Raw genomic sequence first — 21,022 nt, 5'->3', positions numbered from 1 at the left:
ATAACATTTTCCAAACTGGGAGATGTAACAACATGCGCTTAGAACATGAGCGAGAAAACTTGCTGCATGACAAGACAGCCTAACGTAGTTTTTGCAGAAGGTTTTTGCAGATTTAGGCAACCAAACAAAGTGCGATGCAGGAGATGAAGAGTGAGCTATAGCTTCAGTACTAGTTGACACAAAAACCTCGTTTCATGGGGAACTATTCGAACGGAAATTTAACATGCTGAAAAATTCTGTACAAAAGTTTTTATAAAAACAAATGATAATAAAAAATTAAGAGTTGCCACCGATTGTAAAAATAGGAACAGACAAAAATCCATCAAAGCAAATTCCAGTCGCCAGTGATAAAAATAACAGCGAGTATCTCATGAAATCGTTTAAGCGCGTCGACCCCATTAAATTAAAATCTGAAAAAATAAAGCCTAATGCCCATAGGGATATTAGTATAATTTTTAAAATAGACAAATAAGACATTGTCAAGGAAATAGACGAAAAAGTGGTGAATAGAACTAAAATTTTCAAAAGCATCGATACTAATAATGCTGGAAAAATCATTGCTTTTAAAGCCTCTTTGATTGGTTTCCATTCTAAACAACGCGGGGCAGAAACAATTTTTACAGATTCGAACACGTAAAAAACAAAATTACTACCTAGTGCAACCAAACAACCTCCCAGGCAAGATAACAGAACCTTTGCGGCAATTGACTTAATTCGCAGAGAATTTCCAACCATGACCAACCCGCATGCAATTATGTGAGTAGACCTCAAAAGTCTTTCGATTTTAACCGGTCCATATAATTTGTTCACGCTATGTAACCCTTGCTTAAGGCTAAAGAAATTATTATAGCAAATTTTGCCTTGTCGAATCAATAAATATTTTATTTGAAAAGATGACGATACAATATCATTAGTTATTTCGAATAATCACATGTTTACATTAGGAATGAAAATGTGTGGATTCTTTACTAATGCAAAACGCACATCAATGAACCTTTTATCTTTCTAAATAGATATCAATTTACGATTGGAAAAAGAGGCATAGCCAAAAAGCCAATGAACCTAATTGCTGCCAGAATGTTTAAACAGAACAAACAGCTTTCTAAAAAAACAGCATATTTATCTGAAGACGTCAATAACTCTGCATCGAATAAGAGATAGGCACTTGCCCATAATAATATCAGTAGAATGCTGAATACAGAAAGAGAGGATGCAGAAAAAAACACGGACATCAAGGCTGAAATAATAGCACAAACCTTCACACTAATGGAAAGCTTTTTAGACAATATAACTGCCTTATTCATCGATCTAATTAACCATTTACGCTTGAGAAAATTAGGATATTTCGCAAGTTTTGCCACGGACCTCGCATAGATAATACCCTCTGCTCCAACAACAAGTAATGCAAATGAGCAAGAGGCGAAAATGGCTTTTAGAGCCACCACTTTTATTCGAAAACAGTTTCCTAACAAAACTAGCCCACAGTTAACATTCTGCATAGCTAGTAAGAGCTTTTGCGTTCCTGTTTTTCCAAATTTTTTTCTAAAAATACTACTTTCTATATTCTCTGTTGTAAATTTAATAATAAATTGCATTTCAAACCTGCAAAAGCATACTAAGCTTTCATAAAAAACAAACCAACAAAGCTGATACATTTTTTGAAATTCAAGGAATTGATTCTCGTAAGGACAGATAAAAAACCGAATGCACACTAGAGCATATTAGACTTTCTATCTCTTTTTTAGCAAACAAACCAATGTCAAAAATATGAGAGATATTTTAATGCAGTCTCAATAATCTCAATAAAAAGATGTAGAGCCTTTCATAGATTCTACATTTGTTGTAACGGAAACAAATTAACTCCCCAAAAACCTTTACAACAGAAGACAATCAAGACAGTCAAGATAAGTATTGCATGTTTTAATTTCCATCTTCCTTCTCTAGGCTCTGGACTAAACCTACAGCGATAAAAATCAAATAAGAAGTAAAGGGCATTCCAGATCATAATGAGTATAGAGCTTAAACGAAATTTCCCAAAAAAATTAGAAAAAATGGCGCCAATCGAAGTCAAAGCCATCCATGCGCTAACGAATACGGCAAAGTCCCTCGCAATCTTTTTCCAGCGATGATACAAATGGGAGTGCTGATCAATAAACTCCAGTATTCTGAAAGGATACGTGGCCCACTCTAATTCTGAAATTGATGCAAAAAACCTTTCAAATCCTGCTAAAAGAAGAAATCCTGCAACAGGATAGATCAATAGCTTGATCGCAACGCTTCGAACCCTCATTGCGTTTCCCAAACAAACAACTCCAGCAAAAAATTGGTGTGTTGCCTTAAGAGTTCTTGTTTCCACTAGTCCAGAGATGATATTTTTAACCGCCATTTTGTCGCCTTCTCAAGACTTAAATAAAATATAAATGCGAATGCCTTCCACATGATCAATGCAACCCAGCTAAGTCGCCACTAAATTATTATACAAAACAAAATCATCAAACTACATCTATACAAAAGCCACTTTGCACCTGACAATATTAATCTCGAATACTTTATTAAAAAGCAAAACCAAACCAACTAAAATCATCACTAGTAATTTGGAACAAATTGTTCAAACGCTACTATTGTGACATAATAGGCACGGCTAAAAATCCAAAAAACCAGACCGACATCAAAACATTCAAACACAACAATAGGTGATCTAAGAAATCAGTTAAGGCCTCAGGGAAATCAAATATTTCAGGATTGTAAGCATTAAAATCAAATAAAAGATAAGCAAACAGCCAAGACAAAAGTAAAGTTAAACTAAAAACTGAAAGACAAAATGTGCCTAAAACAATGGTTTTAACAGTGATCCCTAACATCCACAATTTCACAAAAATTGATGCAAGATGTAAAAAAAAACACATGTTAGACATAAAAGAATTTATTCTTTTTGAAAACGGATACGAACAAAACTCTAGATAACACAATGATTCAAATAAACGATCCACTCCTGAAAAAGTTAGGGGCACTCCGAGAGAAACAAAAAAAACTTTCGAAGCTACCGAACATATACGAAAACAATTCCCCAATAACACTATCCCACAAATAAAAATCTGACTAGATGTCAAAAAGTAAGTTGATCCGAATTCTACAGATTCTTTTCGAAAACAACTATTTTTCAATTGATTGTTCACAAATTCATACAAATTGAACATTAATCCTTATTCTTAGAATTGACAAGGCTATACAGCATCTTCTCTAAGAAAACTCCAAGACTCTCAATCAGTGATTTCAGATAAAGACTCATAATACAGAGAAACAAATAAGATTATAATCTGCAATGCATACATAGCTTTTCATCATAGAGAATATGGATGTTTCAAATGTTGTTTATAAAAAACCAGAAAAGTTCGATCAATGTTTGAATTTAGTCTAAAAGCATCCTATTTTCTTCATCTTATAAAGTCAGACAATCTGATCTGTAATTCTTGTCTTTGCATTAAAATTAATAAAATCTTTCTCAGAAAACAATGTGCTATGATGTTCAACCTAAATAAAAAGGCACATTAAAGAATCCAAAAAAATAAAATGTCATCAAAACATTCAAACACAACATAAATTCGTTAAGGAATGAATCCCAAACTTCGGAAAGGAAAAACACTTCATGAGCCTTAAGATCAAACAATAAATAAGAAGATAACCACAGCAATAGAAAGGTTATACTGAAAATAGAAATAGAAGATGTCGACAACAAAATTAACCAAATGGTGGAGACGAGCGTCCAACATGTCACAATAATTGAAAGAATGTGAAATAATAAAAACACATATATATTGTTCATGACAGAATTTATCTCATCTGAAAACGGGTATGAAACCATATTTTTATATTCTAAGAGATCAAGCTTGCGCTCTGATCCACAAAAAATTAACCCAATTCCTCCAAAGGCAAGAATTGCCCTTAAAGCTGTCGACTGAATCCTAATGCAATTCCTTAATAAAATTATCCCACAAAGTAGCATCTGGCCATCAGCTACGAAAGCATCGCCCATATCCTCACTTAGGAGTCTCCTAAAAGGACTCTTTTCTAAATTGCGTGCAACAAATTCAGATAGTCTTGTCATTGATTTTCATCTCTGAGAACATAGAAAAAGCATGAACGTGTCATGACACTTTGATCAACCTTAAGCTTATAAAAGAGGCACATTAAGGAATCCAAAAAAACAAAATGTCATCAATATATTTAAGCAAAACAAAAAACTGTCTAAACAGCTTGAAACTGTATCAGACAACTTGAAAAATGATGGATAGAACACATCGAAATCGAAAAAAAGATAAGGAATTATCCATATGAAGAGCAGTGTCAAATGGAAAACAGAAAGAGTTGAGGATGAAAATAAGATAGAAATTAAATTGAAAGTAAGCATCCAAGTCTTGATGAACAATGACATAATGTGTGTCCTCTTGAATACTTCCGACGTGTATCCAGAGATATTAAATTTGATAGCATCTGGATATGTCAAAAGATCCATACAATCAAAAAACATAAAAATGCGATCCATTCCTACAACAACCATGTAAAAACCGCTAAAAGCAAGAATAGTTTTCGAAGCAGCAAGGCTCACACGAAGACAATTTCCTAGCAAAGTCGATCCACAAAACAAGATCTGACTAGCCGCCAAAAAATAGCGCCTGTACATTATATGGCCACTGGAAAAAGGATGACTTGATAATTGTTGGTTAATAAATTCAGACAATCGGGATCCTCCGAAACCATAGGAACCATATCGTCATCAAAACATTCAAGCACAAAATCAGATCTTCTAAGAATGTTGTCCAAAAGCCATGAACGCACGACAATTCTGGAGTGTAAATTTTAATGTCAAAAATAAGATAAGCAAATAACCAAAACGACAGTAGTGTCCAACTAAAAACAGAAATAAAAGTTGTGAGTTTGAAGAACAATCCAATAGTATAAAAAAGCATCCGAACTTTCAATAAAATTGACAACAAGTGAACTGGGCTAGACCGACTATTAAAGTAGGATCGAATTTTTCTGTGAAACGGGTATAAGAAAACATGTGCACGAGAAAATCCATCAATCGCTCTTTCAATCCCAAAAAGAGCTAAAGTTCCACCGAAAAGTGCAAGAAAAACTTTCGAAGCAATCGATCGAACACTAACGCAGTTTTCTAACAAAACTACACCACAGAACAATATCTGATTAGAAATCAAAAAATGCGACGTATTTGCATGAAATTTCTTTTGAAAAGGACTGCCATCAAAATGGCAACGAACAAATTCTGATAAATCAACCATCTTAACCCACTTTCTTTAGGCCAAACATAAATTTACAGCCAAGCCATAGTGGCAATTGAACGACACCTCAAATGATAAAGTAATCACTTTAAAGCAAACAGCCGAATTTTATCAAAAAAATTTAAAATCACCACAGAAAAATCGATAAATTTGACTAACCCCCAGTACTACTATCAATGTATTCAAGGATATAATTAGCTTTTCTAAATAAAGCATTTCATAGAAATAAAGGTTAAAGTGTTTGTACACATCAAAGTCAAAGATCTACAAACGACTGATTGCATATGTAGGAACTATTCTAATAAATATATAATACCTCCTTGTTGCTAGGGACTTCTAGAAAAAAGATGGCTTGATAATTGTTCGCTAACAAATTCAGACAATTGGCATTTTCCAAAAACCTAAGAACCATACTGCCACTAAAACATTCAGGCATAAAATCAAATTGTCTAAGACGTTCATCCAAATGCCCGTAGCATCAAATGCATCTGGAAAATGAATTTTAAGATCAAAAATTAAACAAGAAAATAACCAAGAAAATAGCAATGTCAAACTAAAAACAGAAAGAGTTGTGGTTTTACAAAACAACCCAATATTATAAGAAACGAACATCCAACATTTCATAAAAACTACAGGCGAGTAGATCACAAACAATATATAATCTATAAAAGATTGGAGTGCTTCGCAAAACGGGTATGAGATAAGATTTGCGCATGACAATGCATCAATCACTCTTTCAACGCCCAAAAAAGATAAGGTTCCACCAAAAAGTGCAAGAAAAACTTTCAACGCGATTGATTGAGCACGACTGCAATTCCCCAGTAAAGCTATCCCACAAAATAATATCTGACTGGACATCAAAAAATACGGTGCATTTACACCAAGTGTCTTCTGAAAAGGGCTTCCTTCAAATTGGCAACGAACAAATTTCGACAGCCCGACCATCTCAGACCCCTTTTTTTAGTCCAAAATCCTACACTCGAGCTTTTAATGGCGGCTAAATCACGAATAACAAGTAACCCAGAAGAACTCTAGTTAACAAATTCAGACAATTGGCATTTTCCAAAAACCTAAGAACCATACTGCCATAAAAACATTCAAACATAAAACCAGATCTTCTAGAAAGTCTGTCCAAATACATGAAAATGTAAATATATCTGGAAAATAAGCATCAACATCAAAAATTAGGGAAATAGATAGCCAAAGCAATAGCAATGTCAAACTAAAAACGGACAGAGTAGTCGTTTTAAAAAACAATCCAATAGTAGAACCGAACATCCAACATTTAACAAAAACTGAAGGAATGTGGAACAAATCAAGTGTATTATCCATAAAAGATTGTAGTTTTTTGGCAAACGGATATGAGATAAGATTTACACACGACAATACATCAATCACTCTCTCAACACCTGAAAGAAATAAAGTTCCACCAAAAATGGCAAGAAAAATTTTCAACGAGGTTGAGTGAACACTAACGCAATTTCCTAATAAAGCTATCCCACAAAACAATATCTGACTGGAAACCAAAAAATACGAAGTGTTTTCGTTAAATCTCTTTTGAAAAGGACTATCCTTCAATCGGCAATGAACAAATTCAGACAACTTAACCATTTAAGACGACTTTCTCTCAACTAAATATAAACGATATTAGATCAGCTAATAAAGAATGCCAAACAGAGAAAAATCAAAATGTTTGTGTGAAATCTCCATTGACTACGTATGACAAGTAGACCTTGATAGGTGTTAATCAATGAATTCAGAAAAGTGGTACTTTCCAGAAAACTGGGAGCCATACTGTCATTAAAACATTCAAGCAAAAAATCAATTCATTTAAGAAGTCTGTCCAATCGCTAGAAAGGTCACATGCATACGGAAAATAAGAATCAAAATCAAAAAAGAGATAAATAGCTGTCCAAAGTAACAATAGTGTCAAACTGAAAACGGAAAGAGTGGTGGCTTTAAAAAAAAGTCCTACAGTAGAAGCAAACATCCAGCATTTCACAAAGATTGACGGCAAGTGTAAGAAGACAAATGCACCCTCCATAAAAGATTGGAGTTTTTGACAAAACGGGTATGAGATAATACCTAAGCCAGATAGAGCATAAATTATTCGCTCAGCTCCAGAAAGAGATAAAACTCCACCAAGAAGTGCAAGAAAAACTTTCGATGCTATCGATTGAACAACAACGCAATTTCCCAATAAAGCTAACCCACAAAACAATACCTGGCTAGCTCCTAAAAAACATGGCGCATCTTCATCAAATGCTTTTTGAAAAGGACTTGTACTCAATTGACAACGAACAAATTTGGGCAATCCAACCATATCAACACACTATTCTCTAAATAAAACGCAAATTTTACAGCACAAGACAACGGCAATTAAACAATCATATCTAGTTTATTAAATATTTGCATTTTCTAACCTGGTCTAATAAAAATGTACAAAAGTTTGAACTTGATTCAAGAGAAATGGCCAAAAATCCCAAAAACCATATTGAGGTCAGAACATTCAAACACACTATCAAATCTTCTAAGAAATCATTTGTAACATTGGACAAGTCAAATATTCCTGGGAAATAACCATTTAAATCGAAAACAAGATAAACGGATAACCATAGCAACAGCAGAGTTACACTGAAAACAGAAAGAGAAGGACTTGCAGAAAAAATTGACCAAACAGAAAGAGCTAGCGTCCAACATTTTATAAAAATTGATAAAATATGTGCAGCCTTGAATTGGAAACCAGACATAAAAGAATTTATCTTTTCTGGAAACGGATACAAAAACAAATCTCTATTCGACAAAAGAAAAAAAGAACGCTCCAATCCTAAAAAAGTTAGCGCAATTCCTGAAAAAGCCAGAATAGACCTCAAAGCTACTGATTGTACATGAAAGCAATTTCCTAACAGTACCATTCCAAAACAAAAAACCTGATTAGCCGCCAAAAAATAAGGAAAGCCGCTAACAATTTTTTTGTGAAAAGGACTATTTTTTAAATGATAGCTAATGAAACTACACAACCTAGTCATAAATCCTCATACTTGTATTGAGAACACAAATTAAACATCTTAAATAATTAATAATTAAGATCTATCTAACCAACAAAGAAGACATGACATGCTCACTTAGAGAAAGAGACTATAACTAGTTACCAATGGCAAACAAAAACAGATAAAACTCTCATGTCTAGACATGTTATCTGAATATTGAATGAACAAAACAAAAAACCCTCAAAGCAAAATTATAAACCTCTATAGTCTCTGATTTTCATAGTCCCTAATTCGGCACAAGAGGAACAGTCAAGAACCCAACAAACCAAATTGCCATTAAAATATTCAAACACAACAATAAGTTCTCTATAAACCACCTCTGGCTATCAGAAATTTTAAAAAACTCATAGATGCAATTGAAGTCGAAGAAGAGATAGGAAGATGCCCAAAGCAATAGTAAAACTATACTGAAAGCGGAAAGGCTTGAGAATGAGAATAAGACGGACGCCAAGGTGAATGCGATAGTGTAAGACATAATAGTCATCAAAGTGAATACAAGGAGATGGGCCTTAACATCCATTGATATAAAATTAATTCGAGAAAAAACGGCTTCAGTAAGCCTCTGTAGACATGAACTTATGGAAGTTGGATATTTCAAAACATTTAATTCATTAAGACATGTGAAAATCCTGTCTAATCCTGTAACAATTAAGCAAACACTCCCAAACGCAAAAAAAGCCTTCAAGGCGACCAATTGCACGCGAAAGCAATTTCCTAAAAAAATTAATCCAGAACCCAATGCCTGACTGCCCACTAAAAAGCTAGGCTTGCATGAATCTAGCCACCTATCAAAAGGATGACCAGAAATACTGTGATTAACAAACTCTTTTAATCTGTTCATTACAACTCAACTCCATCTCAAAAAGGCTATTAAAGATTGCCCGATAGTATTGGAATGCAAAGAAAGTAGAAAAGAGTGAACTAAACCAGTCCACTAAACAATGCCGTATCATGGTTAAAAGACAAGAATAGAGCAAAGTACCTACTGGGAAAATTCAAAATTTATTTACGGGACAATAAACGAATAAGTTAAGACAAAATCTTCCAGGCATTCCATATCACCGATATGAGATTACGACTATTCTGGGAAAAGAGGCACAGAAAAAAAACATTTAAACCAGACTACAACTATAAAATTCAAACAGAACAGAAGGCTTTCTAATAAAGGCTTCCAGAAGGCTGAGTGTTCCAAAAAGTCGAAATCTAAAACGAGATAGGCGGACGACCACACCAATAGTAGTGTCATACTAAAAATAGAAAAAGATGATGAAGCAAACAATATAGACTCAATGGCAGAAATGAAAACCCAACACTTAACAAAAACTGAGATTCCATAAGCATTCTCAAGCATGCTATCTATCAGAGCCGCGATCCTAGGCTTCTTTAAAAATTTTGGGTAAGTTAAAAGTTTTGATAATTCTAACGAGGCTAAAATACAATCCGCACCGACAAAAGTTAAAAATAGCCCCACAGATACAAGGATCGCCTTAAAAGCGACCGACTGAATGAGAGCACAATTCCCTAATACTGTCAGTCCACAAGAAAAAATTTGGATTGATCTCAATAAATGATGTGTCATTTCACCAAAATTATGATGAAAAGGGCTACGACTTATTTGTCCTCTCACAAATGTGATCAAGTATGATATGCCCTCATGATACAAATATAAAAAACTAATTTATGCAAACGCACTGCCGGCGATTACAACCCTTTTCTTACACTAATGAATTTTTATAAAAAAAAATATAAATTTAACTTAGTTTATAGCCAAACTTCAAAAGAGGTTAATGACATAAGTATGCAGATCAAATGAAAAGATTTCTTAAGTGCATTTTCATCTTGAAATAGGCAACAAAAAGGAGGGATCTTCAATAGATCACCTAAAATTATAATCAAGGAACAAATACAATAAATGAAGAGATAGACATTGGTGACTGAGAACAGTAAGTATGTGAAGACAAATCGCAGAATAGATAAAAACAGGTATGCTACAAAAACCAATCCGAAACATCTAGATAAATCTATAAAATATGAATCACTATCCGGTTCAAACAGAAAAAAATGGCTTAGACTAAACCCTACAAAACAAACAGATGACATCGCTCCAAATACACACGCAATTCTTCTCATCGCTACTTCTTGAATTAAAGAACAGGAGTTAAGCAAACGGGAAGAAGTTGCTATTCCAAATGACAAAGATGGAATGAAACTTACATCTATCCATTCATCAAAATCTGTTGAGAACATAATGTCATGCCAGCGAATTAGGACAACCTAAAAAAGAAAACAGTGCTCCCTAAAGCTTCAATAGTGTTGCAAACCCAGAATGGAACAACATAGCAAATAGTGAAAAGATCACAAAGCAAACAAAACCACAAATGGATGTGTTTCCCCACATAAAGAATTTTACTATGGCTCTCATAGGAGGACATAAATCATTAAGATTTATTTCTCCATTAAGATTTGTACTTGTTTCTTGCTCCATTTGATCATCTTCAAATGAAAACACTTCCTCAAGCTCTTGTAACAGCACTCCAAATGACATATATGAGGATAGAATTCCCACAAAAACAAAACATATGCTCCCAACAGTTGTAAGAAAGTCGGCTCGTTCCATAAATAGAACGATGGAATGAAGGGGAGATACAAATATTGCGCAAAGAAAAAGCAAAAGAGAAACACTCTGGAGCAATCCAGTTACCAATCTCATAATAAATGGGCAATTATTAATCAGTTTCTTATCGTATCCACTAGGAATAAAATGAAGGCAAATCCTTGTTATTGCCCATACCACTGAAATATTTAAGGTATTAGATAACAACCTTATAGCAACAGATTTTGTGACACGACTCAAATACAATAAGTCCTTAGCCATAAGCAAAAACATAGGCAACATAAGCACAGATGGCTTTCTTGAAGAAAAATAACTAGGTGAAGAAGCTATTCCGCTAGACATATGATGTCTCCTTTATAAATCGACCAGACATGGAAAAACATTCCTACAAGCAATAAATCCAAATAAAGAAAGAGACTGTATCACTACTGAGATCAAAAGAGATTTTGGCGTCTCTTGTTTCCCAATCACACTTTCTAGAGATGTTAAAATTTTTGAATTGCTCTCAGTAGACATGAAAAAACCTAAAGGATAAATTTTGTATTTAAACGCAAAAAGAGACGAAATTAAATACGACAATAAACCTAGTCCATGAGTTGAAAGCATTTCTCCTTTTTTAAATAGACATATCAAATGAAACCAACCCGCTACATGAGAGATGAAAATCAAGACGCACAAAGAAGAGACCAAATAGCAAACAACATTAATCACTCTATAATCGGACATAAAGACCCAAACAAATCTCATGTTTAGTTCTTCCATAACAGGAAGTTTTAGAATCTTTTTATATGAAAAAATAAACGCGGAGAAAATGTATAACATTGCTGTGATCTCGCGAAAAAGCATTCCGCGAATCCCGCTAACTGGAAGTGTAATAAGCGCCAGAGAACGGAGAGTTGTCCCGACTGTCCATACAGTCGCCATAATGGGAGATGAGCTCCTGATTCCATACGAACAATCCCCTATTCGATTCATACTATGCCTTTTCGCTTGTCTAGAGCAAATTTAACCATCTTAATCAACTAGTATAAATTAAAAAAATGTTTTTTCAAACTGGGTTAATTTATATGGTTATTCACCCTCTGAATCACTATCAAAAAGTGCATCTTCTTCTTCTCGCCTCATGTCAATTTCTTTTCGTAAGAGAACCGTAGCCTCTTTAACAAGCTGTTGTGTCATTGGTGAATATGCGAGATGAGTGACGGCGCTGCCCACGAGAAACGACGCAATAAGAGAGCTATTACTTTCTGGTGGCTTGGATTTATCTTCTGATTTGACGGTTGTGGATGAGAAGAGAGTTAAGGAAGATAAGACCCGTGAAAGGAGTGAGCTCGCTAGTCCGCCTAAGACAACCCAGGTCACTTGTTCAGGTGGGAATGAGATCTGTCCATTGAAAAATAAGAGAATGAAAATAGAGTAGATTAATGTCCAAGTAGCTGACCAGACCCCAGATAAAATTAACAACAGGCTTTCTAAAAAGAGTAGAAAGGTGGATATAGCGACAATTTCCTTAGACTTTGAAAGGAGGCAAACTTTCCATTTTTCTGGAAGAGGTAAGACGAGGCAAGACATCTGAACAAGAGGATTTAGGAGAAGGGCGATGCTTATACACACTGTAGAAACAGCCGCCTTAGGTAGGCAATATGAATAACGAACGGCAAGTAAAGAACTTGAAAGAGCCAGCGAACGCAAATCAGTAGAGTAAACGGAATTATTTTCAGACATATGTAGACCAGAAATTCGTGATGAAAGAGGAAGAAAGTAAAACTTATATTTCTAATTCTGCCAACTTTTATCGATTCTGAACTACTCTAACCACGCCATGGAAACTGACGTAAAAACGACGGATGATTTTCAACAAGAAGACGGATATCTGGAATTCCGTACAACAATAAAACAAGACGTTCAAGCCCAAACCCCCATGCAAACCCAGAATAGAGATCTGGGTCGACTCGACCGTTCCTCAAGACATTTGGGTGCACCATTCCAGCACCTGCTACTTCTAGCCATCCGGAACGTTTACATGTGAAGCAACCTTGCCCACGACATAAAAAACAAGATATGTCTACCTCGATTCCAGGTTCAACGAACGGGAAGTAGCTAGAACGAAACCGCAACTTGGTCGATTGCCCCAAAAACGAAGCATAAAAAACTTCAAGTGTGGAAAGCAGATCTCCTAGCCTAACATCTCGATCAACATATAGACCTTCAATCTGATGAAAAATATTTAGTGAACGTGAAGAGATCTCTTCGTTACGAAAACATTTTCCTGGAACGACGAAACGAATAGGTGGATGTTGATTTCGCATCAGAGAGACTTGAGCACTAGATGTCTGCGAACGAAGTATCGAACCACCAGGCAAATAATATGTGTCTTGCTCGAGACGAGCTGGATGATTCTTTGGAAAGTTGAGAAAATCGAACATTGTCTCTTCAGTTCCAATTTCCTCTCCGAATCGAACAGAAAATCCCATAGAAGACAAGATCTCCAATGCCCGGAAAACTGTCTCTAGAAGAGGATGCACCGAACCAACCCATTTCGTACGACCAGGGAGGGTTACATCGACTCTTTCTGCACTAACCCTCTCTTTCAGTTTTTTGTCCTCAAATCTAACCTCTGCAGCCGCAATCTGCTCTTCGACTAGAGATTTATGTTCATTCAAAGCTTTTCCAGCTTGTAAACGATCAGAGGATTCTAATTGACCAATCCCTCGAATAAGGGTGGCAAGAGGGCTCTTTCTACCCAAAAAACGTATACGAATTATCCTAAGAGCTTCTTTCTCATCCTCCGATGATGTGACAAGAGAAATCTGCTCATCAAAAGCAGAGCGCTCCGCACGTACAGCATCAAGGACAATCAATAAAGAAAAAGAATCTTCCATACAAAAACTTTTAGAGACCTATAGCAGCTTTGGCTTGCTGAGCTAGCTGAGAAAAGGCATCCCAGTCGTGTACAGCCATCTCAGAAAGAACCTTTCGATTTAGATCGCATCCAATCTTGCGAAGCCCAGCAATAAAAGCAGAATAAGAGATTCCACAGACCCTCGAAGCAATTCCGATACGAACAATCCACAAAGAGCGAAAATCTCTTTTTCTTAACTTTCGATGCTCCGTAGCGTATGCTTCAGCCTTCATCACTGCACTTTTTGTCACACGCAAATGATTCTTGCGATCACCCCAGAAGCCTTTTGCAGCCTTTCTTAGACGTTTCTTTCTCCGTTTGCTTGCAACAGCATTCGTTATGCGAACCATCTCTCTACTCCCCCAATCCTATACGATCTAATGGCAACACATGAGTTGCTTGAAAACGCGCTCCAACCCTGCTGGTAAAAAAGCAGGTCTACGAAGCTGCCTCTTCCTCTTTGGGGACTTACTGCTCATAAACTTTCTACGGCCACACCTTGCATGTTTAAGTCTACCAGTTCCGGTAACTCTCACCTTCCCAGAAACCGCTTTTCGAGTTTTCATTTTCGGCATAACAATCTCCCAAACCCTACATCTAACTCTCTTTAATCATCTCCAAGCTCTCATCAGAAACTAGAGATGAACCTAGTTGATCGTCCGAGCGAATTCTTTTCTTTTTCAAATCAGGACTAAGAGAAATAGAAAGTGAACGCCCAATCATCGCAAGAGGCACATCAACAGAAGAAATGTCCATCAACTGATCACAAGCCGATTGCATCACTCCCATTCCAATCTCCGAATGTGTCATTTCTCGGGCACGAAATACACAAGTAATTCTTACCTTATGCCCCTTCTCTATGAACTCTCGCGCACGACGAACTTTGATTTCCAGGTCATGAGTAGTAATGTTCGGACGAATCTTGATATCCTTTACTTTTACACCCTGCTGACTTTTGCGACCCTCACGCTCTTTACGACTTTTATTGTAACGGAACTTCCCCAAATCCATGATCTTACACACTGGAGGCTCTTTCTGAGGCTCCACTTCAACAAGATCAAGCCCAAGCTCCAAAGCCTTCTGCATAGCATCACGCGAAGACATCAAACCAAAATTCTGCCCCTCAGGACCGATCACTCGAACAAGTCGAGCCCGTATTTCCGAATTAGACCGCAAGGAAACCGTATTCAAATTGTTTTTCTCCTCATGGTTTCGACTAACAAAGAGACGTAATTCCTCAAAGTAAAGTCGTTCAAAGACTCTTCCCTCCAACAAGAGACGTTCTCTTCTCTCCCATCCCAAACAGAGCAAGAACGACCAAACATATCATGCAAGCAGACCAACTGACACCCCAGAAACTTTCGAACCAATAAATCTCGGTTAACAACCTCACTCTCCAGCTCGACGGATAAGGAAGCCTTTTCCAACTTGCTAGCATAAAAGGCAAGAAGAGGTACAAGTCGCTCCTCCGAAGTGAAGAGTCTAACATCGCGCGGAAGAGAAAAAATGGAATCGGCTCCACCAAATGAAAAAAGGGCATACAACCCCTCTAAACTATAAAGAGGTTCCAAGCAAACCCACCAAATCTGTTCCACAGTCTCATGACGAACCGAATCGAATAGCGGAGAAATTCGCACACGCCCCAAAGGCCAAGTGCGACCAACACAGTCGAATCCAACCCAAGAATACTCCGATACCGAATCAACTCCCAAACACTCGACAGTTTCTGGAAGGAACCCAATCCGACTCCAAAGACCCTGCAACTCACCGCGAGACAAGTCGGGAGACGAAACGAAACAAAACGACACGTTAAGGCCAAAACTTGACACTAGACGAAGAACGATCCGAAACGCCCTCTGCAATTCTAGCACTAGATCTTGTTTTGTACAAAAACTAGAAGCAAAAACAGTATGTGCCGAAGTGAGAGAAAAAAGCCACCAAGCTGAAGAAGAAGAAAAGGCCTCTAAATTTACAAATCGCGACGTGAAAGTTGACCATTTAGTTCTTCTACCTTGAGTCTCCCAAAGAGAGAGATGTGAAGAGAAAAATGACCTATCTAAAGTGCTACTCCGTAGATCTGAAGAAAGATTAGGGGAGGGTTCCATACAAGAATAGAGAAACCCTTCTTCCTTAAAAACAGCATCAAACCACTCAAACAGTGATTGAAGAAAAAGTGCTCCAGCCTCCAAAGGGAAAGCACTCTTATGCTCCTCTTGATAGAGGAAAAAATCGCTTTTTATTGCTCTCTTTGCCAATTTTTTTTCTTGCTTAACGTAAAGCTTTCTTTGTTTCTCACATTTAGGGAAAACTGCCTTCAAACGGTAACAAGAGACCGTAGGGAGATGCGAAGAGAAGCCTTGTTCTAGTTCAAGTTTAACATGACGCAGAGAAGACGGTTCACTTGCAACAGGACCACCAACAAACTCGTAACGTCCATCAGTTTCAACCATTTCTAAAATGGGGCCCAAATCCCTACCTCTAAATAGTCGACAAAGAAGGGACTGTCCTGTCTCTTTTGCCCAAAGAAGAAAATTAGACTTCGGTTGTCGAATCTGTCTGAACGAAGGAGGTGTTGAGCAAAGTTGCCGAAAAACCTCTTCTAATTGGACTAGATTCTCATCAGAGATCGAGAGTTTAGTCACAAATTCGTAACAGATTGACCTACCAAAATATTGACCTCCCAAAAGCTGAACTTGAGAAAAAAGTCTCGCAACGACAGATCCAAGTAAAACAAAACCGAGACGTAACAATGATGGATCTTTCAAAAGTTCAGGGACTGAAGACATCTTATTTTCAAATTCAACAGTAAAATGGGATATAGCTGACTTGAACAGCTGACCTCCACGATGTCAACGTGGCGCTCTAACCAACTGAGCTAATACCCCAAGAAAGCAGTACATTCTGCTTAGAGAGACAAAATTAAGGCAACCGCAAAGGAATTCTATCTTGTCTTCTTCCAATTGAAAGGATCTTTAACGTTGCTTCATCAGTCCAACTGGAACCGACCACGTCACCGCGTTTTGGGTCATGAAAATCAGAACCTCCAGTGCAATAAAGATTACGAGTTCTGGCCCAAATTTCCCATTTTCCTTTGATATGATTATTTCGGTGCATCAACTCAACTCCGTCAAAAGGGAGATTGAGGAATGATGGTGAATTAGATACAGATGCCGATACAACCGAAGGATGAGCAAGTACGGCAAATCCTCCACATAGATGGATCAATTCGATGCCTTCTTGCACATCAGGGAAAGAAAGTTCAACAGGAAGAGGAAACATTTTAGCGTGAAGAAATCGTGAAAAAGCTTCTCTAATTGAGAAAGCAAGCTTCTTTTTCAGTAAGAACTTGGCCAAATGACAACGAGTGAGAAGAGGTGAAAAGTGATTCTCAAAAAATTCGTTCCGATAAGCAACCGGAAACCGAAATTTTTTTTCCCATTGATCAAAATAAAAATACCCACGCTTCAAACGTATATTTGCATGATATCGGCACCAAGCTTTCAGCAACATATGATCAACATCGAATCCGTAACCAAGTAGATGAACATCATTTCCGTGGTAACTACAAGATAGTTCGATTCCAGAAACAATCTCAATCTCTCCTTTCTTTTTTTGAAAATCGGAGTCGAAATAAGCATCTACTGTGTCATGATCGGTAATGGAAATCGCATTCAAACCAACTCTTACAGCAATGGCTATCAAATCAGTTGGTGAAAGAGCTCCGTCGGAATAAGAAGAGTGAATGTGCAGATCTGCTTTAGCAACCACTTGAACGCTCCCTTCATGGTTTCGCATCACTTAGGGGAAGAGACTAAAGAATTTCTTCTGACACCTCCACTCCCTCATCAAATAGTCGAGCAAGTAATCCGTACAGAAATGAAGAGCTATGTTCACCTGAAAATTTTTTCGACAATCGAACTGATTCAGCTAAAAGGATTGGGCTTTCTAAAGGTGGTCCATGCAACTTTTCAAAAAGGATCACTCTCAATAGTGTTTTCTCTGTATAACCGATCCCTTCCCAACTCATATTCGACGCTTCTCGAATTTTCTTATCTAACTCTGGTATTGCTTTCCCCAATTGACGAGCAAAAGGCAAGCATTCACGCACAGAGCGCACAGGTATTTTGAGTTGATCAGCTATAAGATGAACCAATCCATCCTCATCTTGAGGTCCCCAAGCAGCAGCGTGGACTATAAGAAATAATGCTTCACGTTTTTGAGATAATGAAATAGACATAAACGCAGATCGAAACTCAGAAATAGAAAAGCAGTAGTATACAGACGTTCCTAATATCCAGCTGCTAAGCTAATGCAGAAAGATTTGCCCAATCGTTTAATTTATTTTCCCAAGAAATTATTGAGTTTGGCCAAAGCTGATAAGGAGATGGAGAAATCAAACGACTCATCAAATCTAGTCTTTGGATCAACTCTCCCTGTAATTTGGCGAGATCTTGATCATGATTCTCCTCCAACGGAGTAACTCGCACATGTTCAGTTAACTCCATAGTGTCCATCTCAATAAGTTCATCCTCAAGTTGCTCTTCATCAACAAGAATGTCTTCCACTAGGTAAGGATTGAAGGATTGAATATTGAAAGGATATTGTGCTCCGAAAACGTAATCCCCTCCCGCGTCAACAGTTAGTAGACCAGTAAATTCTCCTACAGGAGCATCTGTGATATTGAAACGAACACGGCTACTTGAAAACGGAAAGAGAAACCCATCAGGAGAAGGTGGAGTGACGAATACAACTTCTCCGTCTTGACTAATCAACTCCAAAACGATTTTCGGACGGAGAACTGTGTCCCCATCGTTTTCAATATGAAACCAGCCAAAACGGCTATCAAGACTCTCTTCTATCCCATACTCTGGAATTTTGATGCTTGGTTCTGCATCACCATGTAAATTCCCCAAAATAATCACTGCGTAACGAACTATTGTAGCCAACCCCATACCCTGAGTTGTGGGCTTGTAACGTGGTTCTGGGGAGATCAAGAGGGCCGACCAGTAGGAACCTGCTTTTTTTTCCTCTTCGGTAAACGAAATTTCGTAAGGTATTATCCGCTGCTCGCCAGGAGCAAGAAGGAAAGAAGTAACTCCAACACCTAACCATGGAGCCAATGATCTTTCGTGGGAATTAGGAGGATCAAATTTAACCTGCCCATTAAACCCTGTAAGATAGTCACAGATCTCTATCTTGACCATCGACTCCTCAACACCCATATTGGTAACGGTAACCTGCCCAGAAATTCTCGCCCCCTTTTCTAGGGTGTACTCATGAACCAGATCTTCTGAAACATTAATACCAGCAAACAGGTTCGTTCCAACAAGATAGAAACAAGAGACTAGAGCAAGGAACCGAGAATTTATCATGTCCTCTCCCGAAGAGACCAAAAGGCCAATTTCACTTCGACTAGGACATTACACATAATCTTTATTTTAAATCATGCTACTTGAGCTAATTGATCATTTTTACTTTTTTCTTCCTTGGAAAAATTTTCCATTCGACCTCTTCCGTTCCTCCTGGCATGCATTCAAGAATAACGCCTTTCAAGGCTTCTTCGGATGTTGTCTCTGGTGGCAATTCGCTGGGGAGGAGCACTACCTTCCATCTACCTGGAGGAATAGGAAAGATTTCAAATGAACCATTTGATCGTGTTTTTGCGAACACAGGAGAACCTCCCCCTAGTGGAGTGGCTAGTACAGTGAGTCCTTCTTTCCCACCCAGTAAAAAGAAGCTCTCCTCTTGAGGAGCCCCTTTAACCGTTGACATGACTGCGCTCTCCTTGCGTCCAAAAATAATAATTTTCCCTTTGATTGAAGATGGACGTGCGACATAAAGATCTTCATATCGTTTTTCTCTCGGAGCAAGTTCAATTCTTTCCGAAGGAAAGGGCATTCCTATCCAATGAGGGGTCGTGCTTTCTATTTTGAAGCTGTAATTGCCAGCTGGCACTCCCAAAAAAGAGTAATGGCCCTGTTCGTCTGTAATAGTTCGATAAGCGCCTAATGCGACGATAAAACGTTCCTTTTCGACTTTTAGCTCTTCGAGATACTCCTTTACGCGTCCTGATAAAAAAGCTGATTTACTAAGCTTAAATACTAGGCCTATAGGACGAGACCAGCTCAGTCGCAATGACCAACGTGAGGCTAGATTCGTCACACTTATACTTCCGTCTAATTTAACGGAGTTAGGGTACCAAGAATCTGGTGATCTACATTCACATGTTATATCGATCAAACGGCGCCGATAAAATGAAGAGCTCCCGACACCGACACCTATACCATAAGGAAACTGATGGACAGTATCTGAAAACCCAGCATAGACATAAATTCGCTTCTTAGGTGGGCGTCTTGAGACATCGTGGCCAATTTTACATCCTATTACCAAGCGAGTATTGCCTTCTGTTGATTCTATATAGCCATTAGCTATGAGGTCCGCTAAGGGAGTTTTAGACATAGGAAGACGTCTATCCTCATTGTATAAAAGCGTCGCACAACTGGCATCGAACGTTCCAATAGGAAGCCGCCTGACAACAAAAGGTTGGAGAAGTATCAAATTACCTCTTCTTACTCCATCTATTGTGTCAATCGACTTCTCTTCGTGCGTAAGAGTGGTTCCAAAGTTTAATCTTCCACGATCAAGACGATGTTCCCAATGCAAATTTACTGTCTGAACAGTGTTTCGAAATTCTCGTCCCAATAAATCCCCTTCTCCAAGTTCCATATTGTCATTCCAGGACCATCTGGAAGTGAAGGAGGTGGTTTGATCGCTCCAATTTGCCTGTAATTCTGAGTGAAAATTCTTAGTTTGAGTGAATGGGAAATTGGCCCCATTTGAAGCAATCAATCCGTATCCGCTCCAGCCTATTCGAGAAAGGAAGCTCCCAGATAATCTATATGAAAAAGCCTCTTCAGGGATTTTTGAAACCATTTGAGCCCATTCCCCATCCACTTGACCCATAGTATGTCTGGTTCGCAATCCAAGACCGACCATGGGTGGAACTGGATCAATGAATCCTAGAGAATTTTGTAAATAAATTTTCTCCAAAAAAGAGAATGTCATAGTACAGCGATCTTTCTCATAAGCCGATCTTAACCCTGACCAAATGTGAGCTGGTTCTGTGTTATCTTGACTAGATGTTACATCTGCAGTT

Annotated in this window: 26 protein-coding genes and 1 tRNA gene; all 27 read right to left on the bottom strand. The window is 37.7% G+C overall.

Annotation, left to right across the window (positions count from 1 at the left end):
- Positions 1-276 precede the first annotated feature (276 nt).
- The gene (locus GCCT14_RS00435) at positions 277-735 is read right to left on the bottom strand and encodes a hypothetical protein (RefSeq protein ID WP_108623736.1); all 459 of its coding nucleotides are present in this window, start codon (positions 733-735) and stop codon (positions 277-279) included.
- A gap of 281 nt (positions 736-1,016) precedes the next feature.
- Positions 1,017-1,595, bottom strand: a complete 579-nt coding sequence (locus GCCT14_RS00430) for a hypothetical protein (protein ID WP_157952406.1) — start codon at positions 1,593-1,595, stop codon at positions 1,017-1,019.
- A gap of 236 nt (positions 1,596-1,831) precedes the next feature.
- Positions 1,832-2,386, bottom strand: coding sequence for a hypothetical protein (locus tag GCCT14_RS00425; protein WP_157952405.1), 555 nt, complete (start codon positions 2,384-2,386; stop codon positions 1,832-1,834).
- 232 nt (positions 2,387-2,618) lie between these two features.
- Positions 2,619-2,915 carry a hypothetical protein gene (locus tag GCCT14_RS05340; RefSeq protein ID WP_157952404.1) on the bottom strand — a complete coding sequence of 99 codons (297 nt, stop codon included), beginning with the start codon at positions 2,913-2,915 and terminating at the stop codon, positions 2,619-2,621.
- Positions 2,916-3,526: 611 nt separating this feature from the next.
- Positions 3,527-4,105: a hypothetical protein gene (locus GCCT14_RS00415; RefSeq protein WP_108623732.1), complete on the bottom strand. Its 579-nt coding sequence runs from the start codon at positions 4,103-4,105 to the stop codon at positions 3,527-3,529.
- Positions 4,106-4,171: 66 nt separating this feature from the next.
- Positions 4,172-4,738, bottom strand: coding sequence for a hypothetical protein (locus GCCT14_RS00410; protein ID WP_157952403.1), 567 nt, complete (start codon positions 4,736-4,738; stop codon positions 4,172-4,174).
- Positions 4,731-5,300, bottom strand: coding sequence for a hypothetical protein (locus tag GCCT14_RS00405; RefSeq protein ID WP_108623730.1), 570 nt, complete (start codon positions 5,298-5,300; stop codon positions 4,731-4,733). The genes GCCT14_RS00410 and GCCT14_RS00405 overlap by 8 nt, the downstream gene beginning before the upstream one ends.
- Positions 5,301-5,675: 375 nt before the next feature.
- Entirely contained in the window at positions 5,676-6,245 is a 570-nt protein-coding gene (locus GCCT14_RS00400; protein WP_108623729.1) for a hypothetical protein, read from the bottom strand.
- A 99-nt stretch (positions 6,246-6,344) separates the two neighbouring features.
- The gene (locus GCCT14_RS00395; RefSeq protein WP_108623728.1) at positions 6,345-6,911 is read right to left on the bottom strand and encodes a hypothetical protein; all 567 of its coding nucleotides are present in this window, start codon (positions 6,909-6,911) and stop codon (positions 6,345-6,347) included.
- Positions 6,912-7,056: 145 nt separating this feature from the next.
- Complete coding sequence (locus tag GCCT14_RS00390; RefSeq protein WP_108623727.1) at positions 7,057-7,623, bottom strand: hypothetical protein; 567 nt, start codon at positions 7,621-7,623, stop codon at positions 7,057-7,059.
- 70 nt (positions 7,624-7,693) lie between these two features.
- Positions 7,694-8,329, bottom strand: coding sequence for a hypothetical protein (locus GCCT14_RS00385; RefSeq protein ID WP_108623726.1), 636 nt, complete (start codon positions 8,327-8,329; stop codon positions 7,694-7,696).
- 247 nt (positions 8,330-8,576) lie between these two features.
- Positions 8,577-9,191, bottom strand: a complete 615-nt coding sequence (locus GCCT14_RS00380; RefSeq protein ID WP_108623725.1) for a hypothetical protein — start codon at positions 9,189-9,191, stop codon at positions 8,577-8,579.
- Positions 9,192-9,428: 237 nt separating this feature from the next.
- Positions 9,429-9,989, bottom strand: coding sequence for a hypothetical protein (locus GCCT14_RS00375; RefSeq protein WP_108623724.1), 561 nt, complete (start codon positions 9,987-9,989; stop codon positions 9,429-9,431).
- 122 nt (positions 9,990-10,111) lie between these two features.
- On the bottom strand, positions 10,112-10,597 hold the full coding sequence (locus GCCT14_RS00370; RefSeq protein WP_108623723.1) for a hypothetical protein: 486 nt from the start codon (positions 10,595-10,597) through the stop codon (positions 10,112-10,114).
- A 49-nt stretch (positions 10,598-10,646) separates the two neighbouring features.
- Positions 10,647-11,306 carry a hypothetical protein gene (locus tag GCCT14_RS00365; protein ID WP_108623722.1) on the bottom strand — a complete coding sequence of 220 codons (660 nt, stop codon included), beginning with the start codon at positions 11,304-11,306 and terminating at the stop codon, positions 10,647-10,649.
- A 12-nt stretch (positions 11,307-11,318) separates the two neighbouring features.
- Positions 11,319-11,939, bottom strand: a complete 621-nt coding sequence (locus GCCT14_RS00360; protein ID WP_157952402.1) for a hypothetical protein — start codon at positions 11,937-11,939, stop codon at positions 11,319-11,321.
- A gap of 96 nt (positions 11,940-12,035) precedes the next feature.
- Positions 12,036-12,689 (bottom strand): hypothetical protein, encoded by a 654-nt coding sequence (locus GCCT14_RS00355; protein ID WP_108623720.1) that lies wholly within the window; start codon positions 12,687-12,689, stop codon positions 12,036-12,038.
- A gap of 86 nt (positions 12,690-12,775) precedes the next feature.
- Complete coding sequence (gene pheS, locus GCCT14_RS00350; RefSeq protein WP_108623719.1) at positions 12,776-13,846, bottom strand: phenylalanine--tRNA ligase subunit alpha; 1,071 nt, start codon at positions 13,844-13,846, stop codon at positions 12,776-12,778.
- Between the two features lie 10 nt (positions 13,847-13,856).
- Entirely contained in the window at positions 13,857-14,216 is a 360-nt protein-coding gene (gene rplT, locus GCCT14_RS00345; RefSeq protein ID WP_108623718.1) for a 50S ribosomal protein L20, read from the bottom strand.
- A gap of 27 nt (positions 14,217-14,243) precedes the next feature.
- The gene (rpmI, locus tag GCCT14_RS00340) at positions 14,244-14,441 is read right to left on the bottom strand and encodes a 50S ribosomal protein L35 (protein WP_108623717.1); all 198 of its coding nucleotides are present in this window, start codon (positions 14,439-14,441) and stop codon (positions 14,244-14,246) included.
- Between the two features lie 22 nt (positions 14,442-14,463).
- A complete protein-coding gene (infC, locus tag GCCT14_RS00335; RefSeq protein ID WP_239978351.1) occupies positions 14,464-15,057 on the bottom strand; it encodes a translation initiation factor IF-3 in 594 nt (197 codons plus the stop codon).
- Positions 15,054-16,652 carry a hypothetical protein gene (locus GCCT14_RS00330; protein WP_108623715.1) on the bottom strand — a complete coding sequence of 533 codons (1,599 nt, stop codon included), beginning with the start codon at positions 16,650-16,652 and terminating at the stop codon, positions 15,054-15,056. The genes infC and GCCT14_RS00330 overlap by 4 nt, the downstream gene beginning before the upstream one ends.
- A 25-nt stretch (positions 16,653-16,677) precedes the next feature.
- Positions 16,678-16,751: transfer RNA gene (locus GCCT14_RS00325), tRNA-Val, on the bottom strand.
- A 34-nt stretch (positions 16,752-16,785) separates the two neighbouring features.
- A complete protein-coding gene (locus GCCT14_RS00320; RefSeq protein ID WP_157952401.1) occupies positions 16,786-17,634 on the bottom strand; it encodes a PHP domain-containing protein in 849 nt (282 codons plus the stop codon).
- A 43-nt stretch (positions 17,635-17,677) separates the two neighbouring features.
- Entirely contained in the window at positions 17,678-18,103 is a 426-nt protein-coding gene (locus GCCT14_RS00315; protein ID WP_108623713.1) for a transcription antitermination factor NusB, read from the bottom strand.
- Between the two features lie 64 nt (positions 18,104-18,167).
- Entirely contained in the window at positions 18,168-19,238 is a 1,071-nt protein-coding gene (locus GCCT14_RS00310) for a hypothetical protein (protein ID WP_108623712.1), read from the bottom strand.
- 85 nt (positions 19,239-19,323) lie between these two features.
- The coding region (locus GCCT14_RS00305; RefSeq protein ID WP_157952400.1) for a carboxypeptidase-like regulatory domain-containing protein at positions 19,324-21,022 on the bottom strand (1,699 nt) is incomplete at its 5' end.

It is taken from the genome of Candidatus Similichlamydia epinepheli, assembly GCF_003056015.1.
Note: the sequence above shows the minus strand (reverse complement) of the source record. Positions and strands in the feature narration are given on the sequence as shown.

Excerpts from the sequence above, each read along its gene's own strand:
- GCCT14_RS00415 (WP_108623732.1), bottom strand. The coding sequence starts at position 4,105 with ATGACAAGACTATCTGAATTTGTTGCACGCAATTTAGAAAAGAGTCCT.
- GCCT14_RS00380 (WP_108623725.1), bottom strand. The coding sequence starts at position 9,191 with ATGAACAGATTAAAAGAGTTTGTTAATCACAGTATTTCTGGTCATCCT.
- GCCT14_RS00370 (WP_108623723.1), bottom strand. The coding sequence starts at position 10,597 with ATGTTCTCAACAGATTTTGATGAATGGATAGATGTAAGTTTCATTCCA.
- GCCT14_RS05340 (WP_157952404.1), bottom strand. The coding sequence starts at position 2,915 with ATGTCTAACATGTGTTTTTTTTTACATCTTGCATCAATTTTTGTGAAA.
- GCCT14_RS00330 (WP_108623715.1), bottom strand. The coding sequence starts at position 16,652 with ATGTCTTCAGTCCCTGAACTTTTGAAAGATCCATCATTGTTACGTCTC.
- GCCT14_RS00395 (WP_108623728.1), bottom strand. The coding sequence starts at position 6,911 with ATGGTTAAGTTGTCTGAATTTGTTCATTGCCGATTGAAGGATAGTCCT.
- GCCT14_RS00390 (WP_108623727.1), bottom strand. The coding sequence starts at position 7,623 with ATGGTTGGATTGCCCAAATTTGTTCGTTGTCAATTGAGTACAAGTCCT.
- GCCT14_RS00310 (WP_108623712.1), bottom strand. The coding sequence starts at position 19,238 with ATGATAAATTCTCGGTTCCTTGCTCTAGTCTCTTGTTTCTATCTTGTT.
- GCCT14_RS00405 (WP_108623730.1), bottom strand. The coding sequence starts at position 5,300 with ATGGTTGATTTATCAGAATTTGTTCGTTGCCATTTTGATGGCAGTCCT.
- GCCT14_RS00430 (WP_157952406.1), bottom strand. The coding sequence starts at position 1,595 with ATGCAATTTATTATTAAATTTACAACAGAGAATATAGAAAGTAGTATT.
- GCCT14_RS00315 (WP_108623713.1), bottom strand. The coding sequence starts at position 18,103 with ATGTCTATTTCATTATCTCAAAAACGTGAAGCATTATTTCTTATAGTC.
- pheS (WP_108623719.1), bottom strand. The coding sequence starts at position 13,846 with ATGGAAGATTCTTTTTCTTTATTGATTGTCCTTGATGCTGTACGTGCG.
- GCCT14_RS00360 (WP_157952402.1), bottom strand. The coding sequence starts at position 11,939 with ATGAATCGAATAGGGGATTGTTCGTATGGAATCAGGAGCTCATCTCCC.
- GCCT14_RS00385 (WP_108623726.1), bottom strand. The coding sequence starts at position 8,329 with ATGACTAGGTTGTGTAGTTTCATTAGCTATCATTTAAAAAATAGTCCT.
- GCCT14_RS00365 (WP_108623722.1), bottom strand. The coding sequence starts at position 11,306 with ATGTCTAGCGGAATAGCTTCTTCACCTAGTTATTTTTCTTCAAGAAAG.
- rplT (WP_108623718.1), bottom strand. The coding sequence starts at position 14,216 with ATGGTTCGCATAACGAATGCTGTTGCAAGCAAACGGAGAAAGAAACGT.
- GCCT14_RS00435 (WP_108623736.1), bottom strand. The coding sequence starts at position 735 with ATGGTTGGAAATTCTCTGCGAATTAAGTCAATTGCCGCAAAGGTTCTG.
- GCCT14_RS00400 (WP_108623729.1), bottom strand. The coding sequence starts at position 6,245 with ATGGTCGGGCTGTCGAAATTTGTTCGTTGCCAATTTGAAGGAAGCCCT.
- GCCT14_RS00355 (WP_108623720.1), bottom strand. The coding sequence starts at position 12,689 with ATGTCTGAAAATAATTCCGTTTACTCTACTGATTTGCGTTCGCTGGCT.
- rpmI (WP_108623717.1), bottom strand. The coding sequence starts at position 14,441 with ATGCCGAAAATGAAAACTCGAAAAGCGGTTTCTGGGAAGGTGAGAGTT.
- GCCT14_RS00425 (WP_157952405.1), bottom strand. The coding sequence starts at position 2,386 with ATGGCGGTTAAAAATATCATCTCTGGACTAGTGGAAACAAGAACTCTT.